This window comes from Bifidobacterium sp. wkB338 (genome assembly GCF_003688325.1).
Taxonomy (GTDB): Bacteria; Actinomycetota; Actinomycetes; order Actinomycetales; family Bifidobacteriaceae; genus Bombiscardovia; species Bombiscardovia polysaccharolytica.
On sequence record NZ_NPOR01000038.1, the window covers coordinates 210,158 to 224,029 of the forward strand.

A 13,872-nucleotide genomic window follows, 5' to 3' on the forward strand; every position below is an offset into this window, starting at 1 on the left:
CTCAAACAAAACAGTACAACCAAAGACACATAACTCTATAACATCATCACTTGGTCAACAGGAATATGACGCCTCACCCCGTAGTAATGGATTCTGCGCGAGTATCTGGCACCCAGGTCATACAAGATCAAGCTGTCTTCCTGAGGATTGATCAACGTCATCAGCCGCTGTTTCAGAAGCTCACGGTCGGCGGGAGTGACCACGCATTCGAACACACTATTTTGCACACGCTGCCCAAACTTCATGCACTCATGGCCGACCTGTCGCAGCCGTCTCCGGCCGGCCGCCTCACAGGTGTCGACATCATAGGCAACAACCACCATCATTATTTCTTCACCCTACTTCCAAAACATTGGCGGATAGGCATCCATATCCCCACGTATATATCTAGCCAGCAATAATGCCTGTACATATGGCACCAACCCCCACGGCACTTTCTCCTTAAGGAAGGGGTGCATGATTTGCTCATTCTTGCGCTTCTGCCAGGCTGAAAGCACCTGCTTCCTCCCCTTGTCGTTAAGATAAGTTCCTCCGTTCTCTCGAACCTCAAAATCTTCAGCCTTAACCACATGGGTGTTGACCAGAGACAAAGCCAGCCGATCCGCAAAGATTGGACGCAATTCCTCAACAAGGTCCAAAGCCAGCGAAGATCTACCTGGCCTGTCTGTATGCAAGAACCCGACGTAAGGATCAAGGCCGACACCTTGAAGTGCAGAACGACAATCTCCAGAGAGTAACACGTAGATAAATGAGAGCAAGGCATTCATCCTATCCATCGGTGGCCTTCGGCTACGCTGCTCGAAGTAGAAATCATCCTTATTCGTGAGGATGAGATCGTCAAAGGCATAAAAGTAGCACCTCGCCGCTTCTCCCTCCACACCACGAACCGAATCTGGCGTTTGGCAGCCATTCAATTCCTGCAAGGCTGCCAACAGACGGGCACTCTGCTCTTTGACACGAGGCACATTGATCCGTAAGGCGTGGTCTCGGGTAGCACGCTCCAGCACCTGTCGTGCATTGAATATCTTGCCCATGACGAACGAGGCTGCAATCGAACAGACCTCGTTATCGTCATCGGCCATGTGATATTGACGGCGTCGCAAAAGCACATTTCTGTTAGCCTCTCCAAGCACTGACCCATAGTATTTGCCCTGAGGGGAGTAGAAGGCGAACGAGACACCAAATTCATTGCACTTTCCCAGCAAGGCTGGCGAAGCACCCTTGTAACTGAAGCAAAGAATAGACTCCAAGGCACGCAGTGGTATCCGTCCCATGACGCGATCGTCCTCATTCACCACAACGTTCTCCTGCTCTAGGGAAAGGTAGGCATCCTCTGTAGTGACAAACAAGGTGTTTAACATCTGTCTCAATGGATCATCGCTTCCCTCCGGCGCTTTTCCTCAATAAACTCTCATTGCCCAAGTTACCCCTACAACTCTTTCAGGGTCTTTCGAATGTAGTCAGCAGCGGAAGACTTATGCACAAGTTCAGGCAGACAGATATCTTTCAATGAGCATGACCGGCACCCCGACTTTGGCTTCACCTTGGGAGTATGACCTCGCCGATAAAGGTCCCGCATCTGTGCCAGATCATGGACTACCTGAGCGCGAAGATCATCATTGAGCTCGACCAATTCACGACGCTTGGTCCGCTGATAGAACAATGCCCCCTGGCTGATGCTGCAAGAGAGCATTTCTTCCAAACACATAGCTTCGCCACACAATTGCAAACGATCAGCATTATTGACCTTGCTGGAACCATGCTTGTACTCAACAGGATAGGGTTTCCAACGTCCTCTCCTGCCTATCAACGAAACTCCATCCTGAGCTGCGTGAAATTCGACGATGTCACAATCGCCGACGACTCCCAACTTTCGGGAGAATACACGCAGATCGCGCAGTATCAAGGTGTCGCCGCGTTTTTCAGAAGCATGGTAGTCGTGAGCACGTCGGTGCTCGAAGTCTCCTGCATATGTTCTGGTGTTGTCACGCCACTGCTCCTCTATGTGGATCAATGCCCATTGGCGCTTACAGAACTCAAAATGCTGAATGCCAGACAGGGCCAGCCATTCATCCTCAGGATATTCGGCCGGCCCTGTGGCCATGGACAAGTCCATGGAATTATCACTCATTGTAGTGTTCTCAGCCATCCACCATTTCAGTCAGTTCGACCGACTGCGGAATAGCTGAAGTATCGACGGTCACATCGTAATCCGAGAAGCTGCGCGGTGTCTCAACCTCAGGCTTATGGGCCACATGAATACTATCGAACAGCTTATAGGAGGGAGCATCGCCAAGATCGTTGCTGTGCTTGAAGACGTAGAGCTTGCGAACGGCCATCTTGCCCCTGGCAGCAGAATGATCAAATTCGAACATATTGAGAATGGCCTGCCAAAGCATGGCCAAGTCTTCCTCGCTAAATCCGGTGGTCTTTTGTGCTAGCTTGGCATTCACATAGCCATCAGCACGGTATAAACCGTAAGGAACGATGGACTTGTTGCCCATCTCGTTGTTCTTGTTCTCTTGGTCTTTTTCCGTAGTAATGGCCACCCTGGTGATGGTGACAGACTGCGGGAAAATCGGATCGATGGACCTCGAGAATCCAAGTTGCACAGGGCCACGCACCTGGCCACAGGCCAACCCGCCCTTGACGAAGGTGGTCATCACTGCGCCAAAGGTCCTGATATCGAAGAAATTGGAGCACATGTAATCGAGGATTAATCTATCCAGCTCGCCGTTTTCTTTCTTGGCCTTTTTTAAAGCCTTCCCGATACTGTCCATATCGGGATCCCCATTGACGCCAACCGCTTTTAGCGCCTCAGCATCGAGGCGGTTCAGCGGAACCTGCTGCTTGATATAAATACGCCAGGGCGCCTTATCCCCGTTAATTAACTGCACATAGTTACGTATCTTCCTCTTCAGGCAAACATCAGTAACAATTCCAATCCCTGTCTCACTATCGGTTCGTGGCATATTGCCTGATTCCGGATCTCCGTTGGGATTGCCATTCTCAACATCATAGAGAATGGAGAAATCGTACCTATTTTGGATAGCCTTGGCAGTTTGCTCACTCATTTACAATTCCTTCTTCCTTGTTAGTTTCCTTATTGTCGTCCTTGTTCTTGCCCTTGTAGCGCTCCTGAGTCTCGAAATAATATCCGAGCTGGAAAGCACCCTGTTCAGGCAGCGATAACCTCGTCGGGAAGTTCTCGCCGATTCTGGTCATCAGATCGGCGATACGCTTGGTATAGTAAATGCGCGTTCCCGTCGACAGTTTTCGCAGGTGCTTTTTCGCCAAATCGCCCAAGTGCGGGAAAACCACGGCGGGCATGGTCGATGCATTAGTAAAGAACCGGTCACCAATCGTGGTATTGATACCAGGATTCGCAGCATGTTGTATGTCCTCGTACAGGGCGAACAGCCGTCCTAGGACATAGGGCACATTGGTGCTTTCTTTGTTGATGGACACTTGCAATACCTCCTTAGGGCATTGGTTGTTTTGATGACGAAGAAAATACGCTTTGATGATTGCCGCCTTGGCGCGGGGCACTTCATGCTCAACGCCAATGCGGTTCTCGACAGCAGTCAGGAGCGACGTAGGATAGGGCGCACCTGTAAGAATGGCCTTAAATAGGTCGGAAACTGTACGGGGGGAAGCTGGAATCCTCTTTTTCCCACCAGCGGCAGATGGCACAGTTTGCGCAAGGAGCATCCACACAGGTAGATCGTGACGTTTATCAAATTTCGGTCGTTCGATATCCAAATCTGCATAATGACGACGTACATGTTCCATGTAACTGCCATAAGTGTCCTTCAAGAAGAAGGACACCGAAAGCCTGGCCGCATTAGGGGCAAGCCCAAGGATGTAAAAATGCTCATCCGGATTAAGCCTGACACCATTGAAATCAACGGGGTTCCCTTTAGACAAGGCCGTGACAGTGGCTATTAGATCCTGTTGGTCAACCCCTGCAGCGCCTTCAATGCACAAGTTCATCTCAGCTGAGTACTCAGCCTGTCCTGACTCTGCCCAGGAAACAATCGTCAAGGAACCATCATTTACAGTTCTTGTATACTGATCGTCTTTCAGCACAGTATTTAAGGCTGTAGTATAAGCAAAGGCTTCACGTTTGCTCATAGGAGCATTTTGATCCTGCTTTTTGTTGTAGGAAAGATATGCTGGCGCATTGAAAGACACTAGTGCTGATCCACTGGATTGTGCGTTGCGGACGCCTCTGATATTTGGATGAGTAAGAGCAGGGACGACAGCTTGGCCTGAAACAACACTTTGCATGGTTTCAGAACCAGCGGCCGTTTCACCACTGTCCTCGTCATCCGAAGAGAACCATGAATCCCAGTATTTCTGCATGGTTCGGTTTTTAGATAAAGGTAAGCCGTTAAAGCAGAGGACAAAATTACCGGTTAAGGCCTTCTTCCAGTCCCCTTCACCCAAATTCTCCTCTACAACTGCCGCTTGAGGCGTACGGGAGAAGAAAGCGAGTACTGCACGGGCTTCAGCTTCATCGGCATTTGCGAGCACTTGTCGATGCAATTCAGCAGCAGCTGCAAAGCGTTTGGCTGCTTTGTTTGTTGCACCGTTGGCATCTGCACCAAGCAGGTAAGAGGAGTTGTCACAGAGGAAATTGGCCTGAATCTTCACTGTCCGCAATGCATGTGCTGGGACAGACATCATACGTCTGAACTGCTTGTTCTTTGTCAATGTCCCAAACGGAATGACGTGCGTTATGGTCCCATCATCCGCTATGTCCAGTCCCCACGGAACGTTTTCAACGCTATATCCATACCGCGGTGCCTGGCCAGCCTCCACCAGCCGATCGTAAAGTCTGACTAGTTCGCCGATCATGAGCTCACCTTCGGATCAGTTGCATCCAGCACACCGTTAATCAGCTCAGCCCTGAAAAACATAGGTTGCGGATCCGCAGGGTCTCGATAGTCCATGTCGTATAACATGTACCCCAGATCCCGACGACCGTTTTCGAATCCCTTGGGCTGACCCTTATCGACATCCCAAAGCCGAAAATCGACAGGGAACTCCCGGGTTCCAAAATAAGGGTGGTGATAGTACTGACCGTTCTGAGCCCGCCTATTGAACATGCTGATGAATTTAGCTGGCGAATCCCCTGCAGCTGCTTTGCTATTCATATCAAAATGCGCCTCAATCACGTAGTGAACATCCTGCAGAATGGTGGAGGCACGCTGCTGAATGTCTGAGGAAGCGTAGATCGCGCTGTCTTTGGACGGATCATTGATCATCGACCGGATAGTATCGGCCGATATCACGCTGCTGACCTCATTGCGACGAACACTGGTGAACCTTATGGGATTCATAACCACGATCCTGTCAATCCGCCAGACCATGCCCGGATGCCAGAACACAGCTTCCAAAATCCCCCGTGCAGCCGACGGCGTCATCACGTCATACGAGACCCTCTCTACTTTCATTTCAGGTCTGGTGAAGAGGGCATACGGACCCCAGACCTCCAGTTGTACTGTCATTGGTCTCCTTTCCTGTTGCCGGTATTGCTGATTACGATTCAGTCATCAATACAGCAGCCCGTTTTGAGGCAGCTGATCTTCATCGACTTGCAAACCTGTAGCACTGTCGTACATGCCCATGTCCAGCAGAATAAATGCGTCATCATCCGATTTGGTACCATGCTCTGCCAAAGCGGATATCTTTCCGGCCTCTTTGAGCCTGTCCAGCTGTTTAGGCCAAACGTTGACCGCATACCGGCCCAATCGGCGGAACAAACCTCGCGTATAGCAGCGAGGGTCAGCCAGTTGAGCACATAGGGCGCTCGCTTCTTCATTGACGGGTATATAGACGGGAACAGTTGGAGTATCAATCAGCTTGAACCGCTCAGCAATCCGAGCGAACGGCATACGGCATCCTGAAATTCCACGCTCATGAGCCTTAAGAATCTGCCGCTGATCGAGACTCTCGTCCCCACGCATTCCAAAGAGCCTAGTGAAGTATTCATGAATCGCTTTTGACGACGCCAGGTCAGCATTGCCTTCCCGCACCAAATCGAAAGCCAGCATATTCTGTTTCAAAAATGAAACTTGCCCCTCATCAGTGGAAAAAACATGGACCAATGAGGCATCCGCATCACGTCGACCTTCTCTATTGCAACGGCCAGCTGTCTGAAGAATCGAATCAAGACCAGTCTGTTCCCTATACGCCTCAGGAAAATCGACATCCACTCCGGCCTCTATTAGAGACGTGGATACGACCCTACAAGATTCTCCTTGGGCGAGGCGATCCCGTATCTGCTTCAGCAAACGTTCCCTGTCATAGGCACATTGCAGTGTAGTCAGGCAGAAAGTGCCGTCTTCAAAGCCATGCTTTCGCACCATTCCGGAGATGTACTGCGCTTCCTTACGTGTGTTGACCACGCACAGAACCTGATTATGACCTTCTACTGCTTCAGCCATCTCATCCATATTCTTATGACCGTCATCGACGATTCGGTTGCGCCGGAATTCCGAGCGCTCTTTTTCGCTCAATGGCGCAATTTCTGGAATTGCCAGAGTTGGAAGTCGAAGAGCCTGGGCAAACAGATCCTGCAAGGCCGGCTGTGTGGCTGTACACAGTACCGCAGTGACGTGATAATTGGTAACCAGCTCAGCAATGGCCTGTACACACGGTTTTAGCTGAGGCAAGGGCAAGGTCTGGGCCTCATCGAAGATCACAACAGAGTTAGCTATGTTGTGAATCTTCCTGAGTTTAGAGGCCTTGTTGGCGAACAGGCTTTCGAAAAACTGCACAGCAGTGGTTACGATAACCGGCATGTTCCAGTTCTCGGCCGCAAAACTGCGATGCAAATCGTTTGCTGTAAGCTCGTCTTCCTCTTTTAATTGGAAAGCAGCATCTGCATAGTGCGGCAGAACCGCATCTGGCCCAAGGAGGGTTTCGAATTCCTTTACCGTCTGGTCGATGATTGACGTGTAGGGCACGACGTAAATAACCCTATCCATATGGTGTGTTTTGGCATGTTCAAGCGCGAACGTAAGCGAGGAATCAGTCTTGCCGCCGCCTGTGGGAGCGGTCAGCGTGTATAGACCTGGTTTCCATTCAGGATCGGCTCCGTGAGTAAGACAGTCACGCAATATGGCATTACGCTTTTCATTCAACGACGTACTCGCCTTCGCCGACAGGAAGGACTCAGCCCTGCGTTCCATGATTTCAGCAAGCGCCATGATTCTGATCGACTGATGCTCACGCAGCTGCCCAGCTAGCGCTTTGCTTATTTCGCGTAATTCCTGTGGAGGCGGCATAATAGAGCTGGACAGACGATCAGGACCGAGATCCTGAAGCAGCTGCTCGAGAAATGGCGATTCATCGCGCTCTACTTTGCCATTGACAAAGAACTCAGCATCCAGCCGATCCGCATCCACTAGTGCTGATTCGTGCATACGGATACGCATCATGTTTGAGAAGTGCGAGCCCAAAGAAGCGAGCGGCTTGACTTCGGGAAGGGTAATCTCATCCTTCCAATGCGAGGCATCAGGGTTGGGACGCTTCATTCTGCCGACCAAGGTGCTTGAATTCTCGGTATCAATACGATTGCCAAAATCCGGCAAACCAGCATGATGTCCTGCGATGGCAAACATGGCTTCTTGAAGATGAAGCTTATACGCTACTTTCATCCCGTATGAAGAGTGGTTGACACTACTGCTCATCATAGGCCTCCCTGATCATCCTCTGGAATTCATCCGAATACTTGCCTATGTCATGAAGAAGGCCTGTGTCCAGGCCCATATCAGCCTGATCCTGGTCATACGGATAACCGGCCAGTCGACCAGCGAAGGCTGCATCAAGACATCCCGTCATCACCAGATGCTGCACGCAGACTTCAAAACCATGATCTTTCGAGGTGCGGGCCAGATATTCGTCTATCTCATTGCCTTCGGTCGTCATCTAAACATCCTGCCAGAGGATAGATCGCAATTACTTTGGGTATCGTTTGCCAAGCGCAAACCAAAGACCCACTTAGGCAGGTAGGCATCTTCGAATCTGAGCACAACCATCTTAACCATCAACCCTTCTCCCTCGTATGGGCGAACAACTTCGTTCTTTTAATCGAAGATAATACCTTTATCCGATAATGTCAATTCGGTCACTGACCGTTCTAAAGAGATACTGCGTACACGTATTAATAGCTGAAAGTTTAAGCGCAGCATATTAAAAGGTAAAACAAAAGGCCCATCAGTCAATACTGATGAGCCCTTTTATAAGAACGGTCAGAAGACCATTTCAACCCTCGCCTCATGGCGACTTAATCCGTCTATGCATGTTATGCCAATCTCATCTACAGAGCACATACTATACAGACCAGATGCAATTATCCATAGGAGTCTCTTAACTACAGCTGGACTATGAAACATAACGGACTTCACCAAGATACTCTTCATTACGGAATATGTACTTGACGCGGTCATCGATTTAATCCATCATTTACAATATTTACAAAGTACGGCGGCGGTACTCCATAGGAGACACACCTACTTTTGACTTAAAAGCGCTGCAAAAGACGGACAGCTTGGAATACCCGCAATTCAGAGCTATCTGCTCGACAGGCTTGGAGGAATTGCTGAGCATGCTTCGAGCCGAATTGATGCGCGCGTCCATAACATAGGCATGAGGCGTATAACCGGTTGCCTTTTTGAATACCCTAATGAAGCTGCGCTCCCCCAGGCCAGTCATAGCGGCAAGCTGATGAAGATCGAGGGGCTCATCCAGATGATTGGCAATATAGGTCATCACCATTTGAATGTCATGGCTACTCCTGTCAACGTCACCCTGTCCGATCGGCGCATCAACGAACCAGGTCAGAATGTCGGTCACATATTTCGCAAGCATTGTTTCGGATAAATAGGTGCCGGACCGAAATATGTTGTAAATGGTCTTTAGCGGGTGCAATGCCTTTTCATCCTGCTCCAGAGCGAAGATCGGCCCTCGCTTGGCCATTATCTGCTGGTAATAAAACCGGGCCGCCTGACCATCGAAGTGCATCCAAAGCATCTCTGTCGACCCCACAGACTGGTAGCGATGGTATTGGTAACAATCCAAAAGCACAAACTGACCACCATGGGCAACGCCCTGCATAGCATTGGTACGCAGTGTGAGCTCGCCTGATTTCAAATACATGATTTGAAAACTGGGATAAGTGTCACGCTCGGTGCAATGACCGTCGAGCATATGGAAGAACCCGGTTTCCAGAGGATAAAGCAAAACTTTCTTGGCATTGAGGCTAGGAGTATAGGTGTAATAGTCGAAACTACCGCCCCAGATGTGCTTTTCCGCAGAATCCAAAAACCCGCCTCCCTCGCCCGTCACACTGAGATGTCCCTATACCCGTTTCATCCTAACCCTGCGACAGCAGATGAGCACAATACCAATAGACACCCGCTAACAGACATAACCTTTACCACGCAAGAATCATCTTATCTGAAGCTCATAGGCATAAATAGGGGTCAACTCAACTGAGATAAGCCTGCCGACTGATTGCTCCACCTGTTCGGTACGGGCAGCCATTGCCGAATCCACGTTGACAAAAGATCCCTTTTTCAGTGGAGTCAGACCAAGCACCAAGGTATTGTCATTGTCCCACAACTCTCGTCGATAGTCCCTGAGTCCCACCTCCCAGGTGGAACCATTGGCAAAGTTATCATCCAATAGAGTCGACCCAGCCCAAAGCCAGGCGATATCACCGGAATACCGGATACGCAACAGCATATCCGTAACCCCATGGTGTCCTAATGCATCCATTGCCAGAGATGGCAAATGCAGGATGTACTTCATAGTACCGGCCTCATCGACTCGAACATCCTGATGTGGCAAAGCCACAGGTTCCGAATTGAGCACTGCTGAAAAAGGTGGCCACGACTCGATAACAGGGTGAGCACTCGACGACTCCAGCACCGCGCTTCCTGGACTTGACATGAACAGATTTGAGTCGTCATCCACAAAGACAAGACTGTCATGATCGACCACATACATGGCGTTCGACTGATTCCTATTAACCACTACAACATCGATGGCCTTGTCCCCACAGGTAACGGTGATCAATTGCCGCTGCGCATCGGCATCAACTTCTTCTGACATGACTGCGCCCTCTTGGAAGCGCATGTAATAACGAGACATGCCATCCGGTTTCATGAACACAAAGGTCGGTCGATTCCCGCTACGAGGCAGCAGCCGCGCTACCGGCTGCACAGTTGCACACACAAGTGTGATCCCGTCCAGGTCCATATTGAAGGGCAGGATGCAGTTCTCCTGATTCTCCAGACCGATGCCATCAATGGTCAACCGCCGCCCATCCGCCAAAGTCAATGCAATGCTTTGATTCTTCTGAGGATTCATCTCGGCATGGTCCTGAAAATTGTTAAGAAAGACAAATCCACGAAGTCCATCCGTACGAAGACTCCAACGCAAAGAGTTGGAATCAGCCGGATCTATACAGTCCTGGCCCGATGGCAGATAAACCTCAAGAGGAGTAATCTGCTCAGAAAAATCCTGAACCAGGCTATGAATGGTCTTCAGTCTTTTACAGGATTCACGGACCTGGCCATATTGACCGATCGCCGCCTGGAAGTCATAGGATCGCTTCGGGGTCTGGCTCTCATTGAGATAGATCCCGTCCCCCTGGGGATTGGTTCCACCATGAAACATGTAATACCCAAGCATGTTGCATCCAGACCCCAATTTGATGTTGGCCATGGCATCTACTGATTTCATCGGCAGCTGGAACCGGTAGCGATAGGACGAAAACATCCCGCCTCCCATCTCGCAACAGGCATAGGGAAGCGAGGAGGGCGGATACGCAGGATCGAATTCCTCTGTTCGCTTGCAGTCATCGGCATGGTAATTCCGGTAGAGATACTCATCTGTCTTGGGATGCTCACCACCATGAGCATAGAAAAGCCAAGGACGATAGGCATATCCTCCCCAAAGGGGCAGTACATCTGAAGGCACAGGTGAACCTCCCCACCCCGTGGAAGTAAAGAACGGCACACGGATACCCGCCTGTGTCGCCATAGTACGCAGCGCCTGCAGATAGGCCTCGCCATCATGACCTCCGGGTATCCACTCATTGGAAACCCCCGTGGTCAATTCCCAGGGTGCTGCCGAATGCATATATTCATTGTCGAGCTGAGCGGCAATAATCGGTCCACCATCAGCATAGTAAAGGCCTCGTAACTGCTCGGCTTCATGATTATAGAGATCGCGTACTGCTGCCAGGAATCCAGGATCCAGTGATCTGACATCATACGGCTTTCCATAGAGCCAATCCGGCAGTCCGCCATTGCGTGCCTCACCATGGGCAAAGGGTCCAAGACGAACAATGACGTACATGTGATTGCGAGCGCAGAGACGGACAAATTCACGCAGATTCCTATTACCCGTAAAATTCCAATGCCCCTCACGCTCCTCATGGTGATTCCAGAAAACGTATGTCGACACAATGTTGATGCCGTTCATGGCCATCTTGGCCAGTTCCTCGTCCCACCGGTCTGCATCTACCCGTGAGTAGTGGAACTCCCCGCATACCCCATACCAAGGTTTGCCATCCATGCTTATAAAGTAATCATTGATGGCTATGTGCTTGCCTTGAGGATCTACATCGTCTCCTTGGACGGTGATGGGCAGATCATGATGTTTCTTTGAGCTTGTGGCTCTCAGCTCGATGTTAATGGCCATTCAGGTCCCCGTTCCTAATTTTGTGTCCTTTTGTATTCTTTAATCCCCGAACCCACCTGCTCATTGTCAAATGAAGCCAGGGAATCATTCCTGCCTATTCCTTAACTGAACCGGCGACCAAGCCCGCCACTATCCACTTCTGACAGAGGATGAAGAAGATGAAGACCGGTATCAAGGCGATAGTGGTAATGGTCATGAAGAGAGGCCAGTTAGTGGTGAACTGACCCATAGCAGTGAACACCTGCAGCACGATGGTCTGCTTTTCCGGTGATGAAATGTAGATGTTGGGTGTCATGAAATCATTCCATGTCCCCATGGTCTGAAAAACAATCACCGTAATCAGTATTGGCCGGATCAGTGGCAGTACAATCTGCCAGAATATCCGCAAGGGTCCCGCACCGTCGATGCGTGCGGCTTCAAATAACTCCTGAGGCAGTTTCATCATGTACTGCACCACAAGGAAGTAGCAGAAAGTGGAGCCGGCCAAGTACAGCACAACCAGGCCAGTCAAGGTATCCACCAAGCCTAAGCCGGCTTCCATCTTATACTGCGGGATGAGCAGAGTCTGCCCCGGCAGCACAAAGGAGAGAAGTAGGAATGCACCGATGCCGGCCGTGAATCTACTACGCTTTTGAACCATGCCGTAGGCGGCCAAAGCACCGATGATGACTTGCAATGCCACGCCGGCCACCGTCACGAGGACCGTGTTCGCCAACGCCCTGAAAATAGGCAGACTCTCGAAGGCATGTCGGTAATTTTCAAGAGAAAACTTCGAGGGTAGGCCAAAGGGATTCGACATCATCTCGCCGGAAGACTTGAAAGTGTTGACGACGACGACATAGAGCGGTGAAGCACAAATAAGCGCCAGGGCTATGACCACAACCGACAGTATTGTTGTGCGAATTCGTCTGCGCCTCGTGATTGTCATGACAGCCTCTTTTCAAACAAGCGGGACAATAGCTGCTGCAAGGCAACTAGCAACAGACAGCAGATGAAGAACAGAACTCCCAAGGCCGAACCCACACCATACCTGCCCGATCCAATGCCGGTGACAATAATGGATTGTGTCACCGTATAAGTCGCGTTTCCAGGCCCTCCTCCTGTTAGGGCGAATGGCAGGTCATACACTTTCAGGCCACCAGTGAGCAGCATAAAAACAGATACGCTGATGGCCGGCACCATCTGTGGCAGTGTGATATGTACGAACTGCTGAAATCCAGAGGCACCATCAACCGATGCCTGCTCGTAAAGATCTGCCGGAACGGCCTGTAGGTAAGCCAGATAGAGGGTGGCATGCCAACCAGTCTGAGCCCAGACAGCAATGAAAATAATGCAGAAGCATGCCAGCTTCGAATCACTGAGCCATGGAACCGGATCGATACCCATCTTTCCAAGCACCATATTGACAGCGCCATTGCCCAGTGGAGAAAAGATATACTGCCAAACCAGACCGAGCACAACCATAGATGGCACGGAGAGGAAGAAGAACAGCGAGCGAGCAAAGTTTCTACCAAAGAACTGCCGGTTGAGGATAACTGCCAGCGGAAGAGCCAGTACCGTGGTAAAAGCTGTGGTCAGAACGGTATAAACAAGGGTGAATCCCAGACCAGCAAGCAGCGTTTGATCCTGGAAAATCATTCGATAGTTGGCCAGACCCACGAACTTAGCCAGTGCGAGATCATATCCTCCATAATCAGTGAAGCTGAAAACCAAACTCTGGAAAAAGGGAATGAGAATGATGACAATATATACAGCCAAGAGGGGAAGCAGAAATCGCAGGGATACAAGATTATCCGCCAAATTGCGCTTTTTTCGTTCCCTTCTATGCCTCTCCTCATCAGCCTGATAAGCCGGAGAAACCGACCTGGCAACTGCAGTCATGACGACGCTTCCTTCATTTTTTCAATTGCATTAGTAAGAGGTTGATCCGCCAGGTCTGCCCAATTGTGGGCAGACCGGACAGTGATTTCATCATGGAATTTCAAGAGAGAGTTTTGAGCTTGGCATCCAGATTCTTGGCAGCTGCGGCAGGGGTAATCTGCCCAAGAGCAACCTTCTGCAGCTGTGAGTATGTTTCGCCTCGCAGAGTGGAACGTCCAGTGACTGGCCATCCAAGACTATTCAGATAGACATGGCCGGTCTTAAAATACA

Annotated in this window: 12 protein-coding genes; all 12 read right to left on the reverse strand. The window is 50.3% G+C overall.

What is annotated here, in order from left to right:
• Positions 1–35: 35 nt before the first annotated feature.
• Positions 36–326, reverse strand: a complete 291-nt coding sequence (gene cas2, locus CI603_RS07645; protein ID WP_046323348.1) for a CRISPR-associated endonuclease Cas2 — start codon at positions 324–326, stop codon at positions 36–38.
• 12 nt (positions 327–338) lie between these two features.
• Entirely contained in the window at positions 339–1,370 is a 1,032-nt protein-coding gene (gene cas1c / locus CI603_RS07650) for a type I-C CRISPR-associated endonuclease Cas1c (protein WP_121913643.1), read from the reverse strand.
• A gap of 59 nt (positions 1,371–1,429) precedes the next feature.
• On the reverse strand, positions 1,430–2,131 hold the full coding sequence (gene cas4, locus CI603_RS07655; RefSeq protein ID WP_259465514.1) for a CRISPR-associated protein Cas4: 702 nt from the start codon (positions 2,129–2,131) through the stop codon (positions 1,430–1,432).
• 10 nt (positions 2,132–2,141) lie between these two features.
• Positions 2,142–3,074 carry a type I-C CRISPR-associated protein Cas7/Csd2 gene (cas7c, locus tag CI603_RS07660; protein WP_121913645.1) on the reverse strand — a complete coding sequence of 311 codons (933 nt, stop codon included), beginning with the start codon at positions 3,072–3,074 and terminating at the stop codon, positions 2,142–2,144.
• Positions 3,067–4,860, reverse strand: coding sequence for a type I-C CRISPR-associated protein Cas8c/Csd1 (gene cas8c / locus CI603_RS07665; protein WP_121913646.1), 1,794 nt, complete (start codon positions 4,858–4,860; stop codon positions 3,067–3,069). The genes cas7c and cas8c overlap by 8 nt, the downstream gene beginning before the upstream one ends.
• The gene (gene cas5c, locus CI603_RS07670; RefSeq protein ID WP_121913647.1) at positions 4,857–5,513 is read right to left on the reverse strand and encodes a type I-C CRISPR-associated protein Cas5c; all 657 of its coding nucleotides are present in this window, start codon (positions 5,511–5,513) and stop codon (positions 4,857–4,859) included. Before cas5c ends, cas8c begins: the two co-directional genes overlap by 4 nt.
• A gap of 45 nt (positions 5,514–5,558) precedes the next feature.
• Entirely contained in the window at positions 5,559–7,703 is a 2,145-nt protein-coding gene (gene cas3 / locus CI603_RS07675) for a CRISPR-associated helicase Cas3' (RefSeq protein ID WP_121913648.1), read from the reverse strand.
• A complete protein-coding gene (locus CI603_RS07680) occupies positions 7,690–7,938 on the reverse strand; it encodes a hypothetical protein (protein WP_121913649.1) in 249 nt (82 codons plus the stop codon). The genes cas3 and CI603_RS07680 overlap by 14 nt, the downstream gene beginning before the upstream one ends.
• Before the next feature lie 546 nt (positions 7,939–8,484).
• Positions 8,485–9,357, reverse strand: coding sequence for an AraC family transcriptional regulator (locus CI603_RS07685; RefSeq protein ID WP_121913650.1), 873 nt, complete (start codon positions 9,355–9,357; stop codon positions 8,485–8,487).
• A gap of 102 nt (positions 9,358–9,459) precedes the next feature.
• Positions 9,460–11,721 carry a beta-galactosidase gene (locus CI603_RS07690; protein WP_121913651.1) on the reverse strand — a complete coding sequence of 754 codons (2,262 nt, stop codon included), beginning with the start codon at positions 11,719–11,721 and terminating at the stop codon, positions 9,460–9,462.
• Positions 11,722–11,815: 94 nt separating this feature from the next.
• Positions 11,816–12,649, reverse strand: a complete 834-nt coding sequence (locus CI603_RS07695) for a carbohydrate ABC transporter permease (protein WP_121913652.1) — start codon at positions 12,647–12,649, stop codon at positions 11,816–11,818.
• Complete coding sequence (locus CI603_RS07700) at positions 12,646–13,602, reverse strand: carbohydrate ABC transporter permease (protein ID WP_121913653.1); 957 nt, start codon at positions 13,600–13,602, stop codon at positions 12,646–12,648. Before CI603_RS07700 ends, CI603_RS07695 begins: the two co-directional genes overlap by 4 nt.
• Between the last annotated feature and the right edge of the window lie 270 nt (positions 13,603–13,872).

Excerpts from the sequence above, each read along its gene's own strand:
- cas7c (WP_121913645.1), bottom strand. The coding sequence starts at position 3,074 with ATGAGTGAGCAAACTGCCAAGGCTATCCAAAATAGGTACGATTTCTCC.
- cas3 (WP_121913648.1), bottom strand. The coding sequence starts at position 7,703 with ATGATGAGCAGTAGTGTCAACCACTCTTCATACGGGATGAAAGTAGCG.
- cas2 (WP_046323348.1), bottom strand. The coding sequence starts at position 326 with ATGATGGTGGTTGTTGCCTATGATGTCGACACCTGTGAGGCGGCCGGC.
- CI603_RS07680 (WP_121913649.1), bottom strand. The coding sequence starts at position 7,938 with ATGACGACCGAAGGCAATGAGATAGACGAATATCTGGCCCGCACCTCG.
- cas4 (WP_259465514.1), bottom strand. The coding sequence starts at position 2,131 with ATGAGTGATAATTCCATGGACTTGTCCATGGCCACAGGGCCGGCCGAA.
- CI603_RS07700 (WP_121913653.1), bottom strand. The coding sequence starts at position 13,602 with ATGACTGCAGTTGCCAGGTCGGTTTCTCCGGCTTATCAGGCTGATGAG.
- cas5c (WP_121913647.1), bottom strand. The coding sequence starts at position 5,513 with ATGACAGTACAACTGGAGGTCTGGGGTCCGTATGCCCTCTTCACCAGA.
- CI603_RS07690 (WP_121913651.1), bottom strand. The coding sequence starts at position 11,721 with ATGGCCATTAACATCGAGCTGAGAGCCACAAGCTCAAAGAAACATCAT.
- CI603_RS07695 (WP_121913652.1), bottom strand. The coding sequence starts at position 12,649 with ATGACAATCACGAGGCGCAGACGAATTCGCACAACAATACTGTCGGTT.
- cas8c (WP_121913646.1), bottom strand. The coding sequence starts at position 4,860 with ATGATCGGCGAACTAGTCAGACTTTACGATCGGCTGGTGGAGGCTGGC.